Source organism: Oceanomicrobium pacificus, from assembly GCF_009833495.1.
Classification (GTDB): domain Bacteria; phylum Pseudomonadota; class Alphaproteobacteria; order Rhodobacterales; family Rhodobacteraceae; genus Oceanomicrobium; species Oceanomicrobium pacificus.
In genome coordinates this window covers 557,373-580,807 of the sequence record NZ_WUWG01000003.1, presented here as the reverse complement: position 1 = coordinate 580,807, position 23,435 = coordinate 557,373, and the positions used below count along the sequence as shown (strand labels likewise).

Annotated in this window: 20 protein-coding genes; 8 read left to right on the top strand and 12 right to left on the bottom strand. The window is 64.8% G+C overall.

Features of this window, described 5'->3' with window-relative positions; translation table 11 throughout:
• Nucleotides 1–90: 90 nt before the first annotated feature.
• Together purF and GSH16_RS09310 are read left to right on the top strand one after the other, a co-directional pair.
• Nucleotides 91–1,563 (top strand): amidophosphoribosyltransferase, encoded by a 1,473-nt coding sequence (gene purF / locus GSH16_RS09315; RefSeq protein WP_160854310.1) that lies wholly within the window; start codon nucleotides 91–93, stop codon nucleotides 1,561–1,563.
• Nucleotides 1,563–2,219 carry an SDR family NAD(P)-dependent oxidoreductase gene (locus GSH16_RS09310; RefSeq protein WP_160854308.1) on the top strand — a complete coding sequence of 219 codons (657 nt, stop codon included), beginning with the start codon at nucleotides 1,563–1,565 and terminating at the stop codon, nucleotides 2,217–2,219. Before purF ends, GSH16_RS09310 begins: the two co-directional genes overlap by 1 nt.
• 45 nt (nucleotides 2,220–2,264) lie before the next feature.
• Here the strand turns inward: GSH16_RS09310 and der are convergent, their stop codons facing one another.
• The 4 genes from der to panB form a co-directional block, all read right to left on the bottom strand.
• Complete coding sequence (der, locus tag GSH16_RS09305; RefSeq protein ID WP_160854306.1) at nucleotides 2,265–3,683, bottom strand: ribosome biogenesis GTPase Der; 1,419 nt, start codon at nucleotides 3,681–3,683, stop codon at nucleotides 2,265–2,267.
• Nucleotides 3,684–3,753: 70 nt separating this feature from the next.
• Nucleotides 3,754–5,061 carry a PQQ-like beta-propeller repeat protein gene (locus GSH16_RS09300; RefSeq protein ID WP_160854304.1) on the bottom strand — a complete coding sequence of 436 codons (1,308 nt, stop codon included), beginning with the start codon at nucleotides 5,059–5,061 and terminating at the stop codon, nucleotides 3,754–3,756.
• A gap of 19 nt (nucleotides 5,062–5,080) precedes the next feature.
• Nucleotides 5,081–5,761: a hypothetical protein gene (locus GSH16_RS09295; protein WP_160854302.1), complete on the bottom strand. Its 681-nt coding sequence runs from the start codon at nucleotides 5,759–5,761 to the stop codon at nucleotides 5,081–5,083.
• Between the two features lie 69 nt (nucleotides 5,762–5,830).
• Nucleotides 5,831–6,697, bottom strand: coding sequence for a 3-methyl-2-oxobutanoate hydroxymethyltransferase (panB, locus tag GSH16_RS09290; RefSeq protein ID WP_160854300.1), 867 nt, complete (start codon nucleotides 6,695–6,697; stop codon nucleotides 5,831–5,833).
• Between the two features lie 227 nt (nucleotides 6,698–6,924).
• Here panB and GSH16_RS09285 point away from each other — a divergent pair, with 227 nt between their 5' ends.
• From GSH16_RS09285 to GSH16_RS09270, 4 genes are all read left to right on the top strand, one after another.
• Entirely contained in the window at nucleotides 6,925–8,019 is a 1,095-nt protein-coding gene (locus tag GSH16_RS09285) for an efflux RND transporter periplasmic adaptor subunit (RefSeq protein ID WP_160854298.1), read from the top strand.
• The gene (locus GSH16_RS09280; protein WP_160854296.1) at nucleotides 8,019–11,498 is read left to right on the top strand and encodes an efflux RND transporter permease subunit; all 3,480 of its coding nucleotides are present in this window, start codon (nucleotides 8,019–8,021) and stop codon (nucleotides 11,496–11,498) included. Before GSH16_RS09285 ends, GSH16_RS09280 begins: the two co-directional genes overlap by 1 nt.
• Before the next feature lie 131 nt (nucleotides 11,499–11,629).
• Nucleotides 11,630–12,010, top strand: coding sequence for an MbcA/ParS/Xre antitoxin family protein (locus GSH16_RS09275; RefSeq protein ID WP_160854294.1), 381 nt, complete (start codon nucleotides 11,630–11,632; stop codon nucleotides 12,008–12,010).
• Nucleotides 11,970–12,743, top strand: coding sequence for an RES family NAD+ phosphorylase (locus GSH16_RS09270; protein WP_160854292.1), 774 nt, complete (start codon nucleotides 11,970–11,972; stop codon nucleotides 12,741–12,743). The genes GSH16_RS09275 and GSH16_RS09270 overlap by 41 nt, the downstream gene beginning before the upstream one ends.
• Nucleotides 12,744–12,756: 13 nt before the next feature.
• Here the strand turns inward: GSH16_RS09270 and GSH16_RS09265 are convergent, their stop codons facing one another.
• Both GSH16_RS09265 and GSH16_RS09260 read right to left on the bottom strand, forming a co-directional pair.
• Entirely contained in the window at nucleotides 12,757–14,598 is a 1,842-nt protein-coding gene (locus tag GSH16_RS09265; protein WP_160854290.1) for an ABCB family ABC transporter ATP-binding protein/permease, read from the bottom strand.
• A 69-nt stretch (nucleotides 14,599–14,667) separates the two neighbouring features.
• Complete coding sequence (locus GSH16_RS09260) at nucleotides 14,668–16,110, bottom strand: LysM peptidoglycan-binding domain-containing protein (protein WP_160854288.1); 1,443 nt, start codon at nucleotides 16,108–16,110, stop codon at nucleotides 14,668–14,670.
• A gap of 132 nt (nucleotides 16,111–16,242) precedes the next feature.
• Here GSH16_RS09260 and GSH16_RS09255 point away from each other — a divergent pair, with 132 nt between their 5' ends.
• A complete protein-coding gene (locus GSH16_RS09255; RefSeq protein ID WP_160854286.1) occupies nucleotides 16,243–16,818 on the top strand; it encodes an LOG family protein in 576 nt (191 codons plus the stop codon).
• Here the strand turns inward: GSH16_RS09255 and rarD are convergent.
• The 6 genes from rarD to yajC all read right to left on the bottom strand — a co-directional run bounded on the left by rarD (nucleotide 16,737) and on the right by yajC (nucleotide 21,828).
• Complete coding sequence (gene rarD / locus GSH16_RS09250; protein WP_160854284.1) at nucleotides 16,737–17,654, bottom strand: EamA family transporter RarD; 918 nt, start codon at nucleotides 17,652–17,654, stop codon at nucleotides 16,737–16,739. The genes GSH16_RS09255 and rarD overlap by 82 nt on opposite strands.
• Before the next feature lie 79 nt (nucleotides 17,655–17,733).
• Nucleotides 17,734–18,336 (bottom strand): superoxide dismutase, encoded by a 603-nt coding sequence (locus GSH16_RS09245; protein WP_160854282.1) that lies wholly within the window; start codon nucleotides 18,334–18,336, stop codon nucleotides 17,734–17,736.
• A gap of 96 nt (nucleotides 18,337–18,432) precedes the next feature.
• Entirely contained in the window at nucleotides 18,433–18,795 is a 363-nt protein-coding gene (locus GSH16_RS09240) for an Mth938-like domain-containing protein (RefSeq protein WP_160854280.1), read from the bottom strand.
• A 4-nt stretch (nucleotides 18,796–18,799) separates the two neighbouring features.
• Entirely contained in the window at nucleotides 18,800–19,780 is a 981-nt protein-coding gene (secF, locus tag GSH16_RS09235) for a protein translocase subunit SecF (RefSeq protein ID WP_160854278.1), read from the bottom strand.
• 12 nt (nucleotides 19,781–19,792) lie between these two features.
• Nucleotides 19,793–21,457, bottom strand: a complete 1,665-nt coding sequence (gene secD / locus GSH16_RS09230; protein WP_160854276.1) for a protein translocase subunit SecD — start codon at nucleotides 21,455–21,457, stop codon at nucleotides 19,793–19,795.
• Between the two features lie 47 nt (nucleotides 21,458–21,504).
• Complete coding sequence (gene yajC, locus GSH16_RS09225) at nucleotides 21,505–21,828, bottom strand: preprotein translocase subunit YajC (protein ID WP_160854274.1); 324 nt, start codon at nucleotides 21,826–21,828, stop codon at nucleotides 21,505–21,507.
• A gap of 225 nt (nucleotides 21,829–22,053) precedes the next feature.
• On the opposite strand from yajC, the gene serS reads away from it, so the two are divergent.
• Complete coding sequence (serS, locus tag GSH16_RS09220) at nucleotides 22,054–23,349, top strand: serine--tRNA ligase (RefSeq protein WP_160854272.1); 1,296 nt, start codon at nucleotides 22,054–22,056, stop codon at nucleotides 23,347–23,349.
• Nucleotides 23,350–23,435 lie beyond the last annotated feature (86 nt).

Here is a 23,435-nt window from a genome sequence, read left to right as displayed (position 1 = left end):
GGCGCGTCACAAAACCGCAATCTGGCGGGTGACACCGGGGGCCGCGCCATCTATAAGCGCGGCACGAAGACCTGAGCTATGAGGCACTCCATGCCAGACGCCGATCGCGCGCTTCCCGCCCACCCGTTCGACGATGACAAGTTGCACGAGGAATGCGGCATCTTCGGTGTCGTCGGCGTGCAGGATGCAGCCAATTTCGTGGCCCTCGGGCTCCATGCGCTCCAGCATCGCGGACAGGAAGCGGGCGGCATCGTCAGCTACGATCCGGACGTCGGTTTCAACTCCGCCCGCCGTTTCGGCTATGTGCGCGACAATTTCACCAAAGCCTCGCTGATGGACAGCCTGCCCGGCCAGCTTGCGATCGGGCATGTCCGCTACTCCACATCCGGCTCCAAGGGCCAGACTGCGATCCGCGACGTGCAGCCACTCTTCGCGGAATTTTCCGTCGGCGGGTGCGCCATCGCGCACAATGGCAACCTGACAAATGCCGACAGCCTGAAGCAGGAACTGATCGAGCGCGGGTCGATCTTCCAGTCCTCGTCGGACACGGAATGCATCATTCACCTGATGGCGCGCTCCATCCAGAACAACATCTCCGAGCGGATCAAGGACGCGCTGCGCCGCGTCGAAGGCGCTTTCTCGGTCGTCGCCATGACCCGTTCCAAGCTGATCGGCGTGCGTGACCCGCGCGGCGTGCGCCCGCTGATGCTGGGCAAACTCGGCGATGGCTGGGTCCTGTCGTCGGAGACCTGCGCGCTCGATATCATCGGCGCGGAATTCGTGCGCGAGATCGAACCGGGCGAGATGGTGATCTGCACCGCCCAGGGGGTGGAAAGTTTCCACCCGTTCCACCCGATCAAGCCGCGCTTCTGTATCTTCGAATATGTCTATTTCTCGCGCCCCGACAGCGTGATCGGCGGCCATTCGGTCTACGAGACGCGCCGCCGCATCGGCGTTGAACTGGCGAAGGAAAACCCGGTCGAGGCGGACCTTGTCTGCCCGGTGCCCGACAGCGGCACACCAGCGGCCATCGGCTACAGCCAGGAAAGCGGCATTCCCTATGCAATGGGCATCATCCGCAACCAGTATATGGGCCGGACCTTCATCGAGCCGACCGAGCAGATCCGCAATATGGGCGTGCGGCTGAAGCTGAACGTCAACCGTGCGCTGATCAAGGGCAAGCGGGTGATCCTTGTGGATGACTCGGTCGTGCGCGGGACCACCAGCCGCAAGATCAAGGACATGATCCTCGATGCCGGTGCGCGCGAGGTGCATTTCCGCATCGCCTCCCCGCCGACCATGTGGCCCTGTTTCTACGGGGTCGACACGCCGGAGAAGGACAAGCTCCTCGCCTCCACCATGACCGAGGACGAGATGCGCGCCCACCTTGGCGTCGACAGCCTCAAATTCGTGTCGCTCGACGGGCTCTACCGGGCCTGCGGCCAGAAAGGCGGCCGCGACTCGGCTGATCCGCAATTCTGCGACGCCTGTTTCTCCGGCGATTATCCGGTCAAGCCGACCGACATGATCGACAAGGGTTTCAAGGTCAAGGAACCGGCCTGATGCGTGATTTCAACGGCAAGGTGGCGCTGGTCACGGGTGCGTCGCGCGGGCTCGGCTATGCGGTGGCGCGGGACCTGGGCGCAAAAGGCGCGCATGTGATTGCGCTCGCGCGCACGGTAGGCGGTCTGGAAGAACTGGACGACGAGATCAAAGGCGCCGGTGGCCAGGCCACACTCCTGCCCCTCGACCTGACCGACGAAGGTGGATTGCAGCGGATGGGCAAGGCCATTCACGACCGCTGGGGCGGGCTCGACCTGCTCGTGCACGCTGCCGCCCATGCCGCGCCGCTCGCGCCCGTGGGCCATGTGGGCGACAAGGATCTCGACCGCTGCTGGGCGGTCAACGGGCGCGCGACACAGCGGCTCATCACCATGACCGACCCGCTTCTGCGGGCGCGGGATGGATCAAAAGCGCTTTTCGTCACCCACGATGCCGCGCGGGGCAAGTTCCACACCGCCTATGGCATGTCGAAAGCCGCCGCGCGGGCGGTCATCGATGCCTATGCAGCGGAAAATGACAAGATCGGCCCCGATGTGCTGACCTTCGAGCCGGAACCGATGCCGACCGCTCTGCGCGCGCGCTTCCATCCGGGCGAGGATCGCGCGCGTCTGACCGACCCGTCAACGGAAGCCGTGCGGCTGATCACGCTTCTCTGATACCTGTCAAACCGATCGGCAACGTTGCGGGCGCTGTCGCGCCCGTCAGTGAATCTTGCGCTTCTTGGCCTTCGCCTCATAGGGGTTCTTGCCGCCGCGCAGGAACAGCCGGATCGGCGTTCCCGGCATGTCAAAGTCGCGCCGCAACCCGTTGACCAGAAAGCGGTTGTAGCTTTTAGGCACTTCATCCGGAATCGAGGTGAAGACGACGAATGTCGGCGGCCGGGTCTTGGCCTGCGTCATGTAGCGCATGCGGATACGGCGGCCGCTCGGCGCGGGCGGCGGATGGGCCGCGACCTGATCGGCGAGCCAGCGGTTCAGCTGCGAGGTCGGCACGCGGCGGTTCCACACATCATGGGCGGACAGTATGGCCTCCTGCAGCTTGTCGAGCCCTTTGCCGGTCATCGCCGACACATAGACCATCGGCGCGCCCCGCAATTGCGGCAGCAGCCGCTCGAACTGCTCGCGCAGAGAGCGCAGCTTTTCCTGCTTCTCGTCCTCGAGATCCCATTTGTTGACCGCGATCACGACCGCCCGCCCCTCGCGTTCGGCGAGATCGGCGATGCGTAGATCCTGCTGCTCGAAGGGCACCTGAACGTCGAGCAGAACGACCACCACCTCGGCAAACTTGACCGCGCGCAGACCGTCGGCAACCGAGAGTTTTTCAAGCTTCTCCTGCACCTTGGCCTTCTTGCGCATGCCCGCCGTGTCGAAGATCCGGAAGGCCTGCCCGTTCCAGTCGGTGTTGACGGAAATGCTGTCGCGCGTGATCCCGGCCTCGGGTCCGGTCAAAAGCCGGTCTTCTCCGATGATCTTGTTGATAAGGGTCGATTTTCCGGCATTGGGGCGACCGACGACCGCGATCTGGATCGGCTTCTTCGGGTCGCGGGACACCTGCGCGTCCGGGTCGAAATCCTCCTCATCGTCAAGGATGATCTCGGTCTCGGGTTCCACCGCGCGGTCGGCAAATTCGAGCGCGAAAGGCTCCAGCGCACGGTGCAGGTCCCCCAGACCCTCGCCATGTTCTGCAGACAGCGCAATCGGCTCGCCCAGCCCCAGCGCATAGGCATCATAGACACCGGCCTCGCCTGCGCGGCCTTCGGCCTTGTTGGCGGCAAGGATCACGCGGGCATTGGCCTTGCGCAGGATCTCGGCGAAATATTCGTCCGCCGGGGTCACACCGGCACGCGCGTCGACAAGGAAGAGGCACACATCGGCCATGGCAACGGCTCGTTCGGTCAGCGCCCGCATCCGGCCCTGCAGGCTCTCGTCCTTGGCCATTTCCAGCCCGGCCGTGTCGATCACGGTGAATTTCATCGCTCCGATCCGGCCCGCGCCTTCGCGCAGGTCGCGGGTCACACCGGGCTGGTCGTCGACCAGCGCCAGCCGCCGCCCGACAAGACGGTTGAACAGGGTCGATTTCCCGACATTGGGGCGTCCGACAATGGCCAGTGTGAAAGACATGGGAACCTGAAAGCCTCTGTTGTTGGGCCGGATCCGGCCGCGAAAGCGGCTCACATAGCCTGTTCCGACCCTATTGGAAAGCGATCAATTGACCGTCTGCGGAGACGACGAACATCAGCCCGCCCGCCACCACCGGCGCGGTGGCCGCACCGCCGGGCACCGGCAGCTGGGCGTTGAGCGCGCCGTTGGCCGGGCTGAAGCCGCGCAGGACACCGTCGGAAGCCGCGATCCAGAACCGACCACCGGCCAGAACCGGGCCGAAATAGGTCACCGCGCGGTTGCGTTTCCTGCTGTCGAAATATTCGGTCATCCGGGTGGTGAAGATCCGGTCGCCGGTCGCGGCGCTCGCGCGGATGAACTCGGCCTCGTCGGAGATGAAGAAGATCGAGCCGCCGACCGGCCAGACCGGCCCCATCGCCCCCTCGGTGATGGCCCAGTTGGTGCGGCCCGACCGGCGATTGATGGAGACAAGCTGCCCCGCCTGGTTGGCCGCATAGACCGTATCGAAATTGATGACTGGATCGGAGGAAATGTCGCCCACAAGCCCGCGGACAAGCCCGCGCCGCGCGCCGGACACTTCGTTGTTCCACACCTGCAGCCCGTTGCGGGTCAGCGCCGCCACCAGTTCGCCGGAACTGTAGGGCAGCACGACAAGCGGCCCGCGCACGGCGGGGCTCGACCCGCCGACCAGGCCCGCACCGCCGACGGCACCCGGCACGATCCATTCCACGCGGCCGTCACCCTGATCGAGCGCATGGGCCACATCATCGCGCGACACGGCGATGACGACGCCATTTGCCGCGACCGGCGCACTGCGCACCGGTGCATCGAGCTGCTGGCGCCAGACCACGGCGCCCGAGGCCGGGTTGATCGCCAGAACCTGCCCGAAACCGGTCGTCGCGAAGAGCCGGCCGTTTGCATAGGCAAAGCCGCCGCCGAAACCGGCGATCGGATCCTCTCCGGCCGGGGTTGCGTTGATCGTCCAGAGCAGCTGCCCGTTCCGGCTGACGGCCGTGATCTGGCCCGCCGCATCCATCACGAAAATCCGGCCGTCGGCCACGACGGGCGTGGTGATCAGGCGGGTGCGTTTGGAACTGCCGGTGCCGATATCGACCGACCAGACCTGCTGGGGCGATGCGCTCAGCGCGGGATGGGTGATCGTGTGGCTGGGGCTGCCATTGACATGGGTCCAACTGGCATTCGCCCGCTGCGATGGCAAGGAAATCCCGACGCTGCGCGTCTCTCCGTCCGCGGTGTCGGCCGGACGGATCGACTGGCGCTCGCCGGGCAGACGCGGTTCGCGTTCGGCACAGCCGGCCACGAGTGCGGCCATGCACAGGCCGGCCGCAAGACGCCAAAGGCTCTTCTGTCGCCCCATGCCGGTTCCCCTCGGTTCCTTAGCCGTCACTGGTTTCGGGCAAACCTGTCTCGGGGAGACTGCCGCCCAGAGCGATGATCATCTGTTGGGCCCGCGAACGCAGGCCGTTGGTGGTCTGCGGATCATCAAGGATCAGGGCCAGTTCCGCAAGCGCTGCGTCCGTGTCGCCTTCGGCGGCGTTGAAAGCCGCACGCTGTTCCATGGCGAGCAGGCGGAAGGCGCTGTCCGGTCCGGTCAGCCGGTCGAAGGCCGCATCGCGATAGGCCGGATCCATGTCTTCCCCGTCGATCAGCACCAGCTTGAAGAGCGCCAGATCCTGATAGATGACCGGCGCCTCCGCATCTTCGGCCAGTGCGGTCAGCAGAACCGTGGCTGTCGTCAAGTCATCCGCCTGGATGCGCGCCGCGGCTTCCTGATGGCGGGCAATGATCGCCGCCGGGCCACCCTCGGCCGCGATACCGGCAAAAGCATCGGCCTGTGCGGCTGCATCCTCGGCCACGATGGCGACCAGCATGGCGTCGCCGGTGGCTTCGGCCGCGCTCTGGATCGATGCCTTGCGCCATTCGTTATAGGCTGCCCCGCCGACGATCAGCAGCACCAGCAGGATCGGAATCCAGCCATATTTGCGCATCAGGCCGTAAAGCCGCTCGCGCCGCACCTCTTCGCTGACCTCGTCGATAAAGGAATCAGTCTCGCTCACACCGTCTCTCCTTGCAGGGCTGGCGGAACCTAGCCCGCCTGCGCGGCAGATTCCAACCCTGATCTGACGCTATTTTTTGGCGCTATAGGTATGTTCGGAACCGGGAAAGCGGCGGGCGCGGACCTCTTCGGCATAGCGGGTGACACCGTCGCGCATCATCTCTTCCATGTTGCCATAGCGCTTCACGAAGGTCGGCACGCGGGGGAAGAGGCCGATCATGTCCTCGAAGACGAGGATCTGCCCGTCACATTCCGCCGATGCCCCGATCCCGATGGTCGGAATGGTCAAGCTGCGGGTGATCTTGGCGGCGAGAGGTTCCGCCACGCCTTCGATCACGACGGCGAATGCGCCGGCTTCCTCCACCGCCTTGGCATCAGCGATCACATCGTCCCACTGGTCCTCGGCGCGCACGGCTCGGAAACCGCCTGCGGTGTTCATCTGCTGGGGCATCAGGCCGACATGGGCCATCACCGGAATGCCGCGGCGGGTCAGATGCCGGATCGTCGGCGCCATGTCGCGCCCGCCTTCGAGCTTCACCGCCGTGCAGCCGGTTTCCTTGACCACCCGCGCGGCATTGCGGAACGCCGTCTCGGGGCTTTCCTCGAAACTGCCGAAGGGCAGATCGACGACAACGAGCGCGGCCTGCGCGCCACGCATCACCGCCTGCCCGTGCATGATCATATGTTCCAAGGTGACGCCGAGCGTGTTCGGCATCCCGTGAATGACCATGCCGAGCGAGTCCCCCACCAGCAGCATGTCCGCCGTTTCATCGCAGATCCGTGCGACATGGGCGGTATAGGCGGTCAGGCAGACGAGCGGCTCCTGCCCCTTGCGGGCGCGGAAGTCCGGAACGGTCATAGGTTTGCGGGCGGGCGTGTCCGGCGCCTGCGCCCCGGCCACGGCGGCCTTTTTCGACAATGTGCTTTGCGTGGACATGGCTCCCCCCGACATTGTAGAATCCGGACGCCTGCGCGAACCGGAATTGCCTGATCCTTATGCCCTGATTGACCGTTGCATAACAGGCTGACCTTGCGTCTTTTTTCGCAGCCCGCGCTTGTAGACAGGTCCAACCGGCTCTATCTACCGTAGCATATTTTACCCGCCGGTAAGTTCGCAGGGCGGAAGTGAGATGCCAATCCGATGCAAATCCGACGGAGCGCGCCATGAAGATTTTGCCCCTCATCACCGCGGCCCTTGTCGCCCTGACCCTCTATTTCGTGGTCATGGAACGCGACGCGCTGCGGGCGTTCGCTGCCGGGGAAGATGTGGTCGAGGTCGTGGACGAGACGGTCATCAACGCACCCGACGAGGACAATCCGCCGGTTTCCGTCGTTGCCATGACCTCGGTAGCGCGCACCGTGGACAATGGCATCGTTCTGCGCGGCCGGACCGAGGCCGTGCGCCGCGTCGATGTGCTGGCTGAAACGACCGGACTGGTGATCTCCGAGCCGACCCGCAAGGGCTCGCGTGTCGAGAAAGGCCAGCTTCTGTGCGAACTGGATGAGGGCACCAAGCCGGCCGAACTGGCCGAGGCGCGCGCCCGACTGGTCGAGGCCGAGGCCAACAATACCGCCTCCGCGAAGCTGGTCGAACGTGGTTTCACGTCCGAGACGGCCGCGATTGCCCGCAAGGCGCAGCTGGAAAGCGCGCAGGCCGCCGTCAAACAGGCGGAGAAGAACATTGCCCGCCTGCAGATCACCGCGCCCTTTGACGGGCTTCTGGAAAGCGACACGGCCGAGTTCGGCCAGCTTCTGCAGCCCGGCAGCGCCTGCGCGACCATTCTCGACCTGAGCCGGATCAAGCTTGTGGGCTTCGTTCCGGAGAAGGATATCAGCGGCATCCGCGTGGGCGGACCGGCGGCCGGGCGGCTTATTTCGGGCGAGGATGTGACCGGCATCGTCACCTTCGCCTCGCGGTCAGCCGATGCGCAGACCCGCACCTTCCGCATCGAGGTGGAGGTGAACAACCCCGACGGGCTGATCCGCGACGGATCGACCGCCGAAATCATGATCCCGCTCGACGGGGTGAAGGCCCATCTGCTGCCGCAATCGGCCCTGACGCTCGACGATAACGGGCGGCTCGGCGTGCGGATCGACGTGGATGGGGTGGCACGGTTCAACGAAGTGTCGGTGATCCGCGACGCGGCCGACGGCATCTGGGTTTCGGGCCTGCCGGACGAGGTCGATGTGATCGTCGTTGGTCAGGACTTCGTGACCGATGGCCGGGCGATCGATGTCACCCTGCGCGGAGACGGCTGATGAAAGGGATCGTCGACTGGGCGTCACACAATGCCCGCATGATCATGGCGCTGGTGCTCCTGTCCATCGGGGCGGGGGTTCTGGCCTATACGGGCCTGCCCAAGGAAGGGGAGCCGGATATCGAAATTCCGGCTCTTTTCGTCTCTGTCCCCTACCCCGGCATTTCCGCCGAGGATAGCGAGAAGCTGATCGTCCGCCCGCTGGAGACGAAGCTCCGCGACCTCGAAGGGCTGAAAACGATGAGCGCGACCGCGGCCGAAGGCTATGGCGGCATCGCGCTCGAATTCGAATTCGGCTGGGACCGCGCGGCCACGCTTGCCGAAGTACGTGACCGCGTGAACCAGGCGGAGGCCGACCTGCCCGAAGGGATCGGGCAATATTCGATCAACGAGATCAACTTCTCGGAATTTCCGATCCTCGTGATCTCGCTCTCCGGCGCGGTGCCGGAGCGCACGCTCCTGCGCGTGGCCAAGGACCTGCAGAACGATATCGAAGCTCTGGCACCGGTGCTTGAGGCCGGTCTGGCCGGCCATCGCGACGAGATGCTTGAGGTGCTGATCGACCCGCTGCGGCTCGAAGCCTACAACGTCACCGCTGGCGAGCTGATCAATGTTGTCACAAACAACAACCAGCTGATCGCCGCAGGCGAGGTAGAAACCGAATCCGGCGCTTTCTCGGTCAAGATCCCGTCGAGTTTCAAGGATGCGCAGGACGTCTATGCGCTGCCCGTGAAGGTCAATGGCGACCGCGTCATCACGCTGGGCGAACTGGCCGATATCCGCCTCACCTTCGAAGATGCCGAAGGAACGGCGCGCTACAATGGCGAAAGCACGGTCGCGCTGCAGGTGGTCAAACGCAAGGGTTTCAATGTCATCGATACGTCCGCTTTGGTGCGTGAAACGGTCGAGGCCTCGGTTGCCGACTGGCCGCAGGAACTGAAGGACGCGGTGCGGGTCGGCTTCTCGATGGACACGTCGAGCGAGGTGCAGAGCATGGTGAGCCAGCTCGAAGGCTCGGTGCTGACCGCCATCGCGCTGGTGATGATCGTTGTGCTGGCGTCGCTCGGCACGCGCTCGGCGCTGCTCGTGGGCTTTGCCATTCCGACATCCTTCCTGCTCTGTTTCGCGCTGCTGGCCGTGTTCGACATGTCGATCTCGAACATCGTCATGTTCGGCCTCATCCTGGCTGTGGGGATCCTCGTCGACGGGGCGATCGTGGTCGTCGAATATGCCGACAAGGAAATCTCGCGCGGGGTCGGCCCGATGCGGGCCTATGCGTCTGCCGCGAAACGCATGTTCTGGCCCATCGTCTCCTCCACCGCGACGACGCTTTGCGCCTTCCTGCCGATGCTCTTCTGGCCCGGCGTGGCCGGCGAGTTCATGGGCAACCTGCCGGTGACGCTGATCTTCGTCCTGTCCGCCTCGCTGGTCGTGGCGCTGATCTTCCTGCCGGTGGTGGGCGGTGTGGCCGGCCGGTTGAGCCGCAGCTTCGAACATGCATCCGACCGCCTGCGGGCGGGCCTGCCCTTCTGGATCCGCCTGCCGCTCTGGCTGCTGGCCGCCGCAACCGTTTTTGCCGGGCTGATCCTGTCCTTCCGGATCGGCGTGCTGCCGGGGCTCCTTCTGGCCATCGTCGGCCTTGTCGCCCTGTCGGTCACCGGCGGGTCGCTGCACGGACCGCGGCGCGAAGCCGTGGGTCAGGCCGGCTACCGCCGCAGCCCCTTCGGCTGGTTCATCCACTTCCTGTCGGGCAATCCGGTCATGCCCTTCGTCGCGGTCGGCGCAACGGTCTTTTTCATCGTCAGCGTGTTCGGCTATTTCGGCGAGAACAACAACGGCGTCGAATTCTTCGTGGAAACCGAACCGGAGCGGGCGATTGCCTATGTGCGGGCGCGCGGCAACCTTTCGCTGGAGGAAAAGGACCAGATGGTCCGGGCCGTGGAAGCGGAAATCCAGAACGAGCCGGGTGTGCGGTCGATCTTCGCCTTCGCCGGCTCCGGTGGCCTGAACCAGAATACCGGCGGGGCCTCGACGCCGCTCGATGCGGTCGGTCAGGTGCAGATCGAGCTGTTCCCCTGGGACCAGCGCGACGATCTGGGCGAGGATGGCAAGGGCAAGGCCATTCTGGCCAATATCAACGAACGGCTGCAGCAGATCCCGGGCATCGAGGCTGAAATCTCCGAGGCCGCAATGGGTCCGGCGAGCGGCAAGCCGCTCCAGTTGCGGCTCAAGAGCACCAACTGGGAGGACCTGCTCGAAGCGACCGCCATGGCGCGCGCCTATTTTGACGGTCTCGACGGGCTCAAGGATGTGGAGGATTCGCGTCCCCTGCCCGGCATCGACTGGCAGATCAACGTGGACGTGGAAAAGGCCGGACGTTACGGCGCGGACGTGGCCACCGTCGGCGCGATGGTGCAGCTTGTCACCCGCGGCCTGACACTCGATACGATGCGCACCGACACGTCCGACGAGGAAATCGACATCCGCGTGCGCCTGCCCGAAGAGGACCGACTCCTCTCGACCCTCGACACGTTGCGGGTCCGCACCTCGAGCGGGCTGGTGCCGCTCTCCAACTTCATCACCCGCGAACCGGTGCCGAAGCTGGCACAGATCGACCGCGTCGATGGCAGCCGCTATTTCCTTGTGAAATCGGACGTGCAGGAAGGTGTGATCCCGAACGACAAGAAGGCGGAACTGACCGAATGGCTGGAAACCGCGGACCTGCCTGACTCCATCGCCTGGGAATGGACCGGAGATGCGGAGGACGAAGCGGAATCGCTGGCCTTCCTTCAGGTCGCCTTTGCCGGCGCGCTCGGCCTGATGTTCGTGATCCTGCTGGCGCAGTTCAACAGTTTCTACAACTCGGTGCTGGTGCTGCTCGCGGTCATCATGTCGGTGACGGGCGTGCTGATCGGGATGCTGGTGATGGACCAGACATTCTCCGTCATCATGACGGGCACAGGGATCGTCGCGCTGGCGGGGATCGTGGTGAACAACAATATCGTTCTGATCGACACCTATCAGGAATATGCGCGCTACATGCCGCGGCTGGAGGCGATCGTCCGCACCGCCGAGGCGCGCATCCGTCCGGTGCTCCTGACCACGATCACCACCATGGCCGGCCTGACGCCGATGATGTTCGGCGTGTCGCTCGACTTTTTCGGCGGCGGCTACACGATCGATGCGCCCACCGCACTCTGGTGGAAACAGCTGGCCACAGCGGTGGTCTTCGGGCTGGGACTTGCGACCATCCTGACGCTGATCGTCACGCCGGCGTTGCTTGCGGTGCGGGTCTGGATCGGGGCGTTCGTCCGCAGCTTCTTCAACTGGCTGAACGCGGTGCGCTCGGGCCGCGACAGCCGCGTCGCGCGGGACCGCCGCCTCAAGAAGGCCGCGCGCAATCACGAACCGGAAGATGTGAACTGGATCGAGTCAGCCCAGATTGCCGACCTGATCACCCCTCCCCGCGCCGCCGAATAGCGGCCACGCAGTGGCGTAAAACTCTGGCCCCGCATGTCACCCGACATGCGGGGCCATGCATGTCTGCCGTGACGCCCCAGACTTGCATGTGAAATATTTTTGAGCTATATTTTCACATGAAGGAGGAGCCGATGGTTCACCATGATATCGCCCCGGCGGCCCCGAGCCGTAGTGCCGTCCTGACGAAAACCGTGTTTCGCGCCGCGGACCGGCTCGGCCTGTCTGGCCGTCAGGTCGCGGCTATCGTCGGCGTCTCGGAGGCCACCATCTCCCGCCTGCGGCGGGGCGATGCGCTGCTGGAAGAAGGCACCAAACCGTTTGAGCTTTCCGCGCTGCTCGTCCGCGCGTTCCGGTCGCTCGATGCGATCACCGGCGGGGACGAGGCCGTGGCCCGCGCTTGGATGACGGCCCCCAACAGTGCCATCGGCGCGGTTCCGGCCGCCCATATCGCAACCGTGCAGGGGCTTGTGGATGTCGTCACCTACCTGGACGCCCGACGCGCTCCGGTCTGAGGTCCGCCCCTTCCGGGGCGATGCCTGGCGGATGGTCGAGGCGCAGCATGCGGTTTCCACCCAGAAAATCTGCGACAGTCTGGCCGAACAGGCGGTGCTGGAGGAGATCCTCGACGAGGTGAAACCGCCGGTGCCCGAAGCGTGCCGGCATCTCGACTATCTGCTCTATACGCCCTTCCGGCACCGTCCCTACCCATATGGCTCGCGGTTCCGGCGGGCGGGACTGACGCCCGGCGTCTGGTATGGGGCGGCAGCGGTCGAGGTCGCGGTGGCGGAGATGTGTTTCTACCGGCTGCTATTCTATGCAGAGAGCCCGGCAACGCCTTTTCCCGACAATGCCGCCGACTATACGGCCTTCGCGGCCGCACTGGCGACACCGGCCGCACTCGACCTGACCCAGCCCCCGCTGGATGCGGATACGGACAGTTGGACCGATCCGGTGCGCTACGAGGCCTGTCAGGCACTGGCAGACACGGCCCGTGCGGCAGGCGCGGAACTGATCGCCTACCGGTCCGTCCGTGATCCGGAGGGCGGCCGCAATCTGGCACTTCTGACATGCGCGGGCTTTGCCCGACCGCGCCCCGTGCGCGTGCAATCCTGGCGCATCCGCATCGGCGCATCGGGCATCGTCGCCATGCGCGATCATCCCAGGCTCTGGATCGAATATCCCCGCGAAACCTTCACCGCCGACCCGCGCCTGTCGGACATGGTCTGGGACCGGACGCGCCGCTGAGGTAAAATAGGCGTCAGGCCACGGTCAGCGGCGGTGCGGCATCATCCTCTTCCGCCTGCTGGCGGTGCCACATGGTGGCATAGCGCCCGTCCGCGGCGAGCAGTTCGGCATGGGTGCCGGTCTCGATCACCTCGCCCCGGTCGAGCACATAGATCCGGTCGCTGTCGACCACGGTCGAGAGCCTGTGCGCAATGGTGATGACCGACCGTCCCTGCCCCATCGCCTTGAGGCTGCCGAGAATGCCGGCTTCGGTCTCGCTGTCGAGGGCGGATGTGGCCTCGTCCAGCAGAAGGATCGGCGGGTTCTTCAGGATCGTGCGCGCAATGCCTACGCGTTGCTTCTCGCCGCCCGAGAGCTTCAGCCCACGCTCGCCGACCTTGGTGTCATAGCCCTCCGGCAGTCCGGAGATGAAATCGTGGATCTGCGCGGCTTTCGCGGCTTCGATCACATCCGCCTCGCTGGCGCCGTCGCGGCCATAAGCGATGTTGTAGCCGATCGTATCGTTGAACAGCACCGTGTCCTGCGGCACCACGCCGATCTGCGCCCGCAGGCTTGTCTGGGTCACGTCGCGGACATCCTGACCGTCGATCAGGAGCCGGCCGTCATTCACGTCATAGAAGCGGAAGAGGAGCCGCCCGATGGTCGACTTGCCCGACCCGGACGCCCCGACCACGGCCACGGTCTCTCCGGCGCCGACCGTCAGGTTCAGATGGTTCAGGATGCGGCGTTCGGGGTCGTAGCTGAAGGACACGTCGTCGAACCGGATCTCGCCGCCTGTCACCTGCAGCGCCGGCGCGCCGGGCTTGTCGGTCACCTCGGGCGGCTGTTCGAGCAGGTTGAACATCTCGCTCATGTCGACCAGCGCCTGCCGGATCTCTCGATAGACCGTGCCGAGGAAATTGAGCGGCATGGTGATCTGGATCATGTAGGCATTGACCATGACGAAATCGCCCACCGTCAGCGTGCCGTTCTGAACGCCCACGGCCGCCATGCCCATCATGATGACGAGACCGGTCGTGATGATGAGAGACTGCCCGAAATTGAGGAAGGACAGCGAATAGGAGGTCGTCAGCGCGGCGGATTCATAGCCCTGCATGGAGACGTCGTAGCGCGTGGCTTCCCGCTCCTCGGCCGAGAAATATTTGACCGTCTCGAAATTGAGCAGGCTGTCGATGGCTTTCTGGTTGGCATCCGTGTCCTTCTCGTTCATCCGGCGTCGCACCCGCACCCGCCATTCCGTGACCTTGAAGGTAAAGGCGATATAGAGGCCAATCGTGATCGCCACGACCAACAGGTAGGAAAATCCGAAGACGAAAAAGAGGATGGCGCCGACCATGATCAGTTCCAGCGCCAGCGGCCCGATGGAAAAGAGCAGGAAGCGCAGAAGGAAATCGACCCCCTTCACCCCGCGCTCGATGATCCGGCTGAGCCCGCCCGTCTTGCGTGTCAGGTGATAGCGCAGCGAAAGCGCATGGATGTGGGTAAAGGTCTCGAGCGCCAGCTGGCGCAATGCGCGCTGGCCGACGCGCGCGAAGATCGCGTCGCGCAGCTGGTTGAAGCCCACCCCGAGGAGCCGCATCATCCCGTAGGCAATGACAAACCCGACCGCACCGGCCGTCAGCAGATAGACGGTCGACTGCCCGTCGCCGGTCGGCTCCAGCGCGTCGACGGCAGCTTTGTAGAAGAGCGGCGTGGCCACGGTCGCGACCTTGGCCAGCACAAGGGCCGCGAGCGCCAGCACCACGCGGGTGCGGATCGCCGTCTCCCCCTCGGGCCAAAGATAGGGCATGACCTTGCGGATGACCTGGAGACCCGAGCGGCGTTCTTCCGCCGCGATATCCGCATTGTCGCTCATGCCACCTGTCCCCGGTCGTCTTCTGGTCCGTCGACCGGACTTAAGCCCTATGTGGCGGAATAACCAGTCCTACTGGGCGTTTTCCGCCTCCGGCAGGGTGAAGATCTGGCCCGGATAGATCAGGTCGGGGTCGCGGATCCGGTCGCTGTTGGCCTCGAAAATCTGGGTGTAGCTGGTGCCTGCCCCATAGGTGTCGCGGGCAATGACCCAGAGCGTGTTGCCCGGCTGGACCGTGATCGTGCCACCGGCAAGGCTGACGGCCTTCTTGGCAATGTCGGGCACGACGCGCTCGAAGGGTGTTTCCGTGCGGCTGGTCACCGCGCCCTCTCGGTCCACCTCGTCGATGCGCATCGTGTAGCGCCCGGCGGCCAGATCGCTCAGCGCGATGCGCCAGCCACCGTCAGAGGAGATCCGCCCCGCTGCAATGGGCTGGCGGTCGACATAGAGGCGCGCGAACCGGCCCGGGCTGCCGCGACCGATCAGAACGACGCGTCCCTCTTCATCATAGTTGATCGAATCGATTACGATCTGGTCGACCGCCGACACGGCGGCGGGCTGCACCAGTTCGATCTCGTCTCCTGAGGAGCGGAAAATGGTCGGGGCCTCCTCCGGCTCGGGGCCGGTCGGCGGCAGGATGACGATCTGGTCCGTGGAGGCCGTGACCGTGCCCTGCGGGTCCGTCTGTTCCAGCGCGAGCGCGGCAGCGTCCTCGCCGGGCGGCGTGGTGACAATCGCGACGAACTGGCCCTGAGCGTCCGATGTGACTGTGCCGATATTCTCGCCATCGAGCGTGATGGTGACGTCCGAATTGGGCGCGGCACGGCCAGCGATAACCGCCGACCCGTCCTGATCGACGCGGACCACGTCGAATTGCGGAGTTGTGGCCTCTGCGGCACTGTCGGACGTGTCCGCACCGGCGCTGTCGGCGTCGTCAGCAGGTGCCGTTGCCACATCCTCGCTGCCGCCAGCGTCTGCTGCGTCACTACTCGCGGCATCCGCCGGAGCGCCCTCGCCAACTCCCGCGTCCGCATCCGCCGTGGCCGGCCCATCCGTTGCGGGCGAGGCCTCTGCGTCACCGGCAGCGGGCGCATCATCCGCAGCGGCAGGCGCATTGTCACTGTCCGCCGGCGTCGCCGCGGCCAGTTCCGTGCCCGTCACGTCGGCATCCGGTGCAGCCGCGGGCGCCGACGCAGTGTCGGCATCGCCTGAGCCTGTGGGCGTTCCATCTGCACCGCTATCCGCCTCCGGCGCAGCGGCTGTGTCCGCCGCCGCATCTGCCGATGCTGTCTCCCCTGTATCAACGGCGCCCGCTCCCGCATCAGGTGCCGCGTCAGAACCGGTCTCAGCGGCACTGTCACCGGAGACGCTCGCCACGTCGCGTGTCTCGATCCGGCTGACAAATATGGTCATCAGGATGGCCACAACGGCCACGACCGCCACGGCGATCACGATGCTGCGCGGCTTTTCCTTCGGCGGATCGGACGGCGTGTTTTGCGGGGGGGTATCGGACATGGTTGCTTCCGCTTGACGCGGTCCTTTGTACTTCGGCGGCGCGACCGGCCGGGACCGGCCTGCAATCGCCTCTGTTCCTCATGCCCCAAGATGCGTTACATCCAGACATGAAACAAGTCGGGGCAGGAAAACATGATTGATAACAAAATCAAGTCGATATGTGTCTATTGCGGGTCCCGTCCGGGGAAAAACCCCGCACATATGGCAATGGCGGAGCAGCTCGGCCGCGAAATCGCCGCGCACGACATGCGTTTGGTCTATGGCGCGGGGGATGTCGGCCTGATGGGCGCCGTGGCCCGCGCGGCGCAAGCGGCAGGGGCCGACACGTTCGGGGTCATTCCCGTCCATCTTCTGCAGCGCGAGGTTGGCAAGACCGACCTGACGCGCTTCGTCATCACCCAGACGATGCACGAGCGCAAGAAAGTCATGTTCATGAATGCCGATGCGGTCGTGACACTGCCGGGCGGCCCCGGCTCGCTTGACGAACTGTTCGAGGTTCTGACATGGCGGCAGCTCGGCCTGCACGCCAAACCCGTCTACCTGCTCAATCAGGACGGTTACTGGGATCCGCTGCTAGCCCTCATCGATCATGTGATCGCCGAAGGGTTCGCGGATGAGAGTTTCGCTCAGTTGCTGACGCCGGTCGCCGACGTGCCCGCGCTTTTCGCACGACTGGAGGCTGACGCGCGCAGCATGTCGCGCGAATAGAGCGCCAGACCGGCCCAGATCAGGACCAGTGCCGCCATGTGGACCGGGCGAACCGGTTCCAGAAAAACAAACGTCGCGACAAGGAATTGCAGCGTCGGGTTCAGATACTGGATCAGCCCGACTGTCCCATAGGGCAGCCGTCGCGTCGCTGCCGAGAACAGGATAAGCGGCAGCGCGGTGATGAGCACGCCTGACGCCACCAGAAGCCCCATCGTCCACGCATCCCAGCCGAACAAGCCCCCCGTCGCATAGGGTGACAGAAGGAAGATCACGGACAGCGGTGCCACAAGGCTGGTCTCGAACCCCACGCTCAGGACCGGCCCAACGGCCAGACGCGCCTTGATGAGCCCGTAGAGCCCGAAAGTGGTAGCGAGGATGAGAGACAGCCAGGGCGGGACACCGAGCCCGATCGTCAGGCTGACAACGGCCAGACCGGCAAGCGCCACGGCAACCGCCTGCAAGGGCCGCAACCGCTCCCCCAGCACGACACGGCCGAGCAACACGGCCACGAGCGGGAACATGTAATAGCCAAGGCTCGCCGACAGGGCGCGCCCGCTCTGCACGGCGAGTATGAAACAGAGCCAGTTGACCGAGATGAGCGCGGCCGCAAGCACCAGCCGCGATGTGACCTTGGGCGTGTGCCAGAGGCCCGCAAAGGCGCGCAAGCGCCGCTGCACGGCCAACAGGCCCAGGAAGAACAGCGCCGCCCAGATGGTGCGGTGGGCCAGAAGCTCCAGCGCCGGCACATGGTCGAGCGCCTTGATGAGCATCGAGGACAGGCCCCAGATCGAGGCCGCCGTGACCATGGCCAGAAAGCCTTTCAGCTCTTCACTCACGCGGTCCCCTTCCCGTCCGCCCACGAAAAAGCCGGGCACGCGATGCGCCCGGCTCGATCAGCATGTCGCGATGTCAGGCTCAGGCCAGACGCGAGGCGACATTTTCCCAGTTCACCAGATTGTCGAGGAAGTTCGACAGGTAGGCGGGGCGCTTGTTGCGGAAGTCGATATAGTAGGAATGTTCCCACACGTCGCAGCCGAGCAACGCGGTCTGGCCGAAGCAGAGCGGGTTCACGCCGTTCTCGGTCTTGGTCACTTTCAGGCCGCCATCCGTGTCTTTCACGAGCCAGGCCCAGCCGGACCCGAACTGGCCGGCACCGGCAGCGGAGAACTCTTCCTTGAATTTCTCGACCGAACCGAAGCTTTCCTTCAGGGCGGCTTCCAGCGCGCCGGGCATCTTGCTCTCACCCGGGCCCATCATTTCCCAGAACTGGTTGTGGTTCCAGAGCTGCGAGATGTTGTTGAAGATGCCGCTCTGCGCAACGGCCGACTTGTCATAGGTGCCGGTGATGATCTCTTCGAGCGACTTGCCCTCCCACTCGGTGCCGGCGATCAGCTTGTTGCCATTGTCGACATAGGCCTTGTGGTGCAGGTCGTGGTGATATTCGAGCGTCTCCTTGGACATGCCCTTGTCGGCAAGTGCATCATGCGCATAGGGGAGATCGGGAAGTTCGAAAGCCATGGTTTACCCTCTTTTTCTAAGTTGTCGTGCCATTGCCGCCGTCTGACCGGAGGTCCGGCGGCGACTATACGCGCTTTGCGCGGCGATGAAAGCCGGTCAGACCGGCATGAGCGCCGCCGCGATCCGTCGTCCCTCCGACAGAAGAACATTGTAGGTCCGGCAGGCCACCGGCGTGGCCATGATTTCCACACCGACCTGCACGTCGTCGAACGCGGCGCGGGTCTCGGGGTCCAACGGCACGAGATCGCTTCCGGTTCCCAGAAACAGGACGTCAATGTCACCCGCCGCGTCGAGGAAGGGCCGGAAGGCCCCGTCCGCGCCCAGACCGGCCCAGCTTTCCGCCCGGCCGGGCAACAGCGCCAGTGGCCCCTCATGGATCTGCGACTGGATGCGGAAGAAACCCGGGCCGTAACTGTCGACCGGAATGCCGCCTTCGTAGCTGATCTCGTTGAGGCGCATGCGCTCAGCTGTCCCCGCCGGCAAACTGTGTGCCCGCGGCGGCCGGATCGGGCTTCGACCAGTCGCGCTTCACACCCAGCCGCAACAGGATGACAGAGGCCACGAAAACGGTGGAATAGGTGCCCACGATCACGCCCCAGATCATCGCGAAGGTGAAGCCGCGGATCACCTCTCCGCCCAGCACATAGAGCGCGATGAGCGCGACCAGCGTAGTGGCGGAGGTCATGAGCGTGCGGCTCAGCGTCTCGTTGATCGACTGGTTCAGCACCTCGCGCAGCGGGCGGGACTTGTATTTGATCAGGTTCTCGCGCACGCGGTCGAAGATCACGACCGTATCGTTGAGCGAGTAACCGACAATGGTCAGGATCGCCGCGATGATCGACAGGTTGAACTGGATCTGCAACAGGCTGAACATGCCGAGCGTCAGCACCACGTCATGGACAAGTGCGGCCACCGCGCCGAGCGCGAACTGCCACTCGAACCGCAGCCAGACGTAGAAAAGGATGGCCGCCACGGCGAGGGCAATGGCCAGAAAGCCCGATTTGACCAGCTCGCCCGACACTTTCGCACCGACGCTTTCGGTGGACAGGAAGGTGATCTCGGGGATCTCGGCGGTCAGCGCGTCCTTCACCGCCACGATCTTGTCATTCTGAATCGCCGGATCGCCGTCGGACTGGTCGATGCGGATCAGCATCGAATGGGCGGCCGCACCGGTGAGCGCAGCGGCGGGGTCGACAATCTCGGTCACCGAATAGTCGCCAAGCTCCAGCCCCGACAGCACGGCACGATAATCCGCCACCGGCACTTCGGCCGGGGTTTCCGTGGTGATCATCGAGCCGCCTTTGAAGTCGATCCCGAAGTTGAGGCCACGGGTCGGCAGCAGGGCGAGCGAGATGATGACCAGCAGGATCGAGATGCCGAAGGTCGCCTTGGCGAAGCGGAAGAAGTCGATATGGGTGTCGGCGGGAACCAGTTTCAATCGCATGTGAGTGCTCCCTCAGACGGTCAGGGTTTTGGGGCGCCGGCGCGCGAACCATGTGGCGATCATCAGGCGTGTGACCCAGATCGCCGTGAAGACGGAGGTGACGATCCCGAAGCCGAGCGTCACGGCAAAGCCGCGCACCGGACCGGAGCCGACAGCAAACAGGATCACCGCTGCAATCAGCGTGGTGACATTCGCGTCGATGATCGCGGAAAAGGCCTTTTCGTAGCCCTGCTCGATCGCCCGCGCCGGACCGCGTCCGGCTTTCAGTTCCTCGCGGATACGCTCGAAGACGAGCACATTCGCATCCACCGCCATCCCGATTGTCAGGATGATGCCCGCGATCCCCGGCAGGGTCAGCGTGGCTCCGATGGTGGACAGGAGCGCGAAGACCATCGCCACGTTCAGCAGAAGCGCCACATTGGCGAAGACGCCGAACAGACCGTAGGCGAGGATCATGAAGATCAGCACCGCAACGAAAGCGATGATCGACGCCAGCTTGCCGGCCTCGATACTGTCCTTGCCAAGCTCGGGTCCGATGGTGCGCTGTTCAAGCACCTGGATTTCGGCCGGCAGCGCACCGGCACGCAGCAGGACCGCCAGACGGGTCGAATCCTCGACCGTGAACTGGCCGGTGATGATGCCGGTGCCGCCGGGAATATGGCTCTGGATGACGGGGGCGGAAATCACCTCCTCGTCGAGCACGATGGCAAAGGGCGACCCGATATTCTGCGCCGTATACTGGCCGAACTTGCGCCCGCCCGACGGGTTGAAGCGGAAATTGACCGCAGGCGCGCCGTTCTGGTCGAAGCTCGGCTGCGCGTCGACCAGTTCCTCGCCGGTCACGACTGCGCGTTTCTCCACCACATAGTAGGAGCCGGGCTCGTCGACGCTCGGCAGCAGCAGGTTGCCGATGCCCGGGCGCGTGTCGGGGTCGGAGGTGCGCTGCACGACCGGGTTGAACGAGAGTTTCGCCGTTTGGCCGATGAGCGCCAGCAATTCTTCCGCCGAGCCGATGCCGGGCACCTGCACCAGGATACGGTCCGCCCCCTGACGCTGGATCGTCGGCTCACGCGTGCCGGCCTCGTCCACGCGGCGGCGGATGATCTCGAGACTCTGCTGCATGGTCCGGTCGTCGGTGGCGATCTGTTCGGCCTCCGACAGGGTCAGGACCAGTTCGTCGCCGTCGGCGGTCACGTCGAAGTCGCGCGCACCTGCACCCGTCAACGACACGACCGGCCGCGACAGGTCCTCGACGGCGGCGAGCGCCTGCGGCATGGCCTCGGCATTGCCGATCCGAACCCGCAACTCGCCCGGCGCGCCTTCGACGCGGCGGACGGTGCCCACCGTGTCGCGCATGGCTCCCAACGCATCGCGCACTTCCGGCCAGTAGCCTTCGACCCGCTCCGCATAGACGCCTTCCACATCCACTTCGACGAGCAGATGCGCCCCGCCCCGCAGGTCGAGACCGAGATTGACGAGCGAGGACGGCGCCCAGGCGGGCCATCCGTCGAGCGCTGCGGCCTGTTCGTCGGTCAGGGTGGCCCCCGTCTCGACCAGCGCGCGGGCGTCATTGGCCTGTTCGACACGCGAGAAGAAAAGGTTCGGCATCGCGAAGATCACGCCGCACAGGCAGATCAGGACGATGAGACCCTTTTTCCAGGATGGGAAGTTCAGCATTGGGCTCGCAATCCGGTGTGGTTGAAACGAAGGCTGTTGCGGGGGCGTCAGCCCTCGGACACTTCGGTCTTGTTCAGGACGGTCGCGACCGTGGACTGCACGACCCGCACCTTGATGCCCTGCGCAATCTCGACTTCGATCTCGTTATCTTCCTTGACCTTGGTCACCTTGCCGATGATCCCGCCCTGGGTGACGATCTGGTCGCCGCGGCGCAGCGCGGAGATCATCGCCTTGTGTTCTTTCATCTTTTTCTGCTGCGGGCGGATCATCAGGAAATACATGATCGCGAAGATCAGGATGATCGGAACAAAGCTGGTCAGACCCGCGGCACCGCCACCGGCGGCCTGGGCATAGGCAGGGGAAACAAACATGCAGTTATCCTTGGGTTCAGGGCCGTCTTCGACCCGTTTTTCTTCGCGGCGGACACTAGCGGCGGCGCATATCCAATGCAAGGTGAACCGGACGAATGATGCGGGGCCGCACGCGCGGCACAACTGTCACGCCCGGCACACGGGCGGTGGCATCGCAACAAACGGCTTTCCACATGCGCGCGGCTTTGGCATAAGCACGGCGCTTTCACGCAAATGGGGTAAGCCATGCATGATATCCGACTGATCCGAGACAATCCCGATGGGTTCGACGCCGCGCTTGCGCGCCGGGGAGAGGCGCCGGTCGCGTCCCGCATCCTCGAAATCGACGCGTCCCGCCGGTCCCGGATCACGGCGGCGGAACAGGCACTGGCAGACCGCAATGCGGCCTCCAAGCAGGTGGGCGCGGCCAAAGCCCGCGGCGACGAGGCCGAATTTGAACGGCTGCGGGCGCTCGTGACCGAGAAGAAGGCCGAGATCGCGCGGCTGGAGGAAGAAGCCAAGGCCGAGGACCAGAAGCTCACCGATCTTCTGATGACAATCCCGAACCTGCCGCTCGACGATGTGCCGGACGGGGCCGACGAAGAGGACAATGTCGAAATCCGCCGCTGGGGCGAGCCGCGCAGCTTCAATTTTGCACCGCAGGAACATTACCAATTGCCCGCCACGCAGGACGGGATGGATTTCGAGGCGGCGGCCAAACTGTCGGGCTCGCGTTTTGTCGTGCTCTCGGGCGCGGTCGTGCGCCTGCACCGAGCGCTCGCGCAATTCATGATCGACACGCATGTCGAAGAGAACGGTCTGACCGAGGTCTGGACACCCGTTCTCGTGCGCGAGGAGGCCATGCTCGGCACCGGCCAGTTGCCGAAATTTGCCGAGGACAGCTACCAGACCACCAATGGCTGGTGGCTGATCCCGACATCCGAAGTGTCGCTCACCAACCTCGTGGCCGGCCATATCATCGACAATGACTATCTGCCGCGCCGCTATGTCGCCCACAGCCAGTGTTTCCGCTCCGAGGCCGGCAGTGCGGGGCGTGACACGTCCGGCATGCTGCGCCAGCACCAGTTCGAAAAGGTAGAGATGGTGTCGGTCACCCGCCCCGATGCAGGGCTTGCGGAACTGGAGCGCATGACGCGCTGCGCCGAGGGTATTCTCGAAAAGCTCGGCCTGCCCTACCGCACCGTGGCGCTGTGCACCGGCGACATGGGTTTCGGTGCACGACGGACCCACGATATCGAGGTCTGGCTGCCCGGACAGAACACCTATCGGGAGATTTCCTCCTGCTCCTATTGCGGGGATTTCCAGGCGCGGCGGATGAATGCCCGCTTCCGCCCCGAAGCGGAGGCGAAACCGGAATTCGTCCATACGCTGAACGGATCGGGCCTTGCCGTCGGGCGCTGCCTGATCGCGGTGCTCGAGAACGGCCAGCAGGCCGATGGCAGCGTGGACCTGCCCGAGGTTCTGCACCCCTATCTGGGCGGCAAGCGCCGCATCACGGCCGACGGCACCCTCGCCGAGTGATCCCTTGCGGCAGCAGGACCGGCCATTGGCTCTGGACCTGCTGCCCGTGCCTGCCTAAACAGTCGGAAGGCAGGCAAGGACGGCAG

What these genes read in the sequence shown, in the direction of transcription:
- purF (WP_160854310.1), top strand. Translation starts at nt 91, where the DNA reads ATGCCAGACGCCGATCGCGCGCTTCCCGCCCACCCGTTCGACGATGAC.
- GSH16_RS09310 (WP_160854308.1), top strand. Translation starts at nt 1,563, where the DNA reads ATGCGTGATTTCAACGGCAAGGTGGCGCTGGTCACGGGTGCGTCGCGC.
- der (WP_160854306.1), bottom strand. Translation starts at nt 3,683, where the DNA reads ATGTCTTTCACACTGGCCATTGTCGGACGCCCCAATGTCGGGAAATCG.
- GSH16_RS09300 (WP_160854304.1), bottom strand. Translation starts at nt 5,061, where the DNA reads ATGGGGCGACAGAAGAGCCTTTGGCGTCTTGCGGCCGGCCTGTGCATG.
- panB (WP_160854300.1), bottom strand. Translation starts at nt 6,697, where the DNA reads ATGTCCACGCAAAGCACATTGTCGAAAAAGGCCGCCGTGGCCGGGGCG.
- GSH16_RS09285 (WP_160854298.1), top strand. Translation starts at nt 6,925, where the DNA reads ATGAAGATTTTGCCCCTCATCACCGCGGCCCTTGTCGCCCTGACCCTC.
- GSH16_RS09280 (WP_160854296.1), top strand. Translation starts at nt 8,019, where the DNA reads ATGAAAGGGATCGTCGACTGGGCGTCACACAATGCCCGCATGATCATG.
- GSH16_RS09275 (WP_160854294.1), top strand. Translation starts at nt 11,630, where the DNA reads ATGGTTCACCATGATATCGCCCCGGCGGCCCCGAGCCGTAGTGCCGTC.
- GSH16_RS09270 (WP_160854292.1), top strand. Translation starts at nt 11,970, where the DNA reads ATGTCGTCACCTACCTGGACGCCCGACGCGCTCCGGTCTGAGGTCCGC.
- GSH16_RS09265 (WP_160854290.1), bottom strand. Translation starts at nt 14,598, where the DNA reads ATGAGCGACAATGCGGATATCGCGGCGGAAGAACGCCGCTCGGGTCTC.
- GSH16_RS09260 (WP_160854288.1), bottom strand. Translation starts at nt 16,110, where the DNA reads ATGTCCGATACCCCCCCGCAAAACACGCCGTCCGATCCGCCGAAGGAA.
- GSH16_RS09255 (WP_160854286.1), top strand. Translation starts at nt 16,243, where the DNA reads ATGATTGATAACAAAATCAAGTCGATATGTGTCTATTGCGGGTCCCGT.
- GSH16_RS09245 (WP_160854282.1), bottom strand. Translation starts at nt 18,336, where the DNA reads ATGGCTTTCGAACTTCCCGATCTCCCCTATGCGCATGATGCACTTGCC.
- GSH16_RS09240 (WP_160854280.1), bottom strand. Translation starts at nt 18,795, where the DNA reads ATGCGCCTCAACGAGATCAGCTACGAAGGCGGCATTCCGGTCGACAGT.
- secF (WP_160854278.1), bottom strand. Translation starts at nt 19,780, where the DNA reads ATGCGATTGAAACTGGTTCCCGCCGACACCCATATCGACTTCTTCCGC.
- secD (WP_160854276.1), bottom strand. Translation starts at nt 21,457, where the DNA reads ATGCTGAACTTCCCATCCTGGAAAAAGGGTCTCATCGTCCTGATCTGC.
- yajC (WP_160854274.1), bottom strand. Translation starts at nt 21,828, where the DNA reads ATGTTTGTTTCCCCTGCCTATGCCCAGGCCGCCGGTGGCGGTGCCGCG.
- serS (WP_160854272.1), top strand. Translation starts at nt 22,054, where the DNA reads ATGCATGATATCCGACTGATCCGAGACAATCCCGATGGGTTCGACGCC.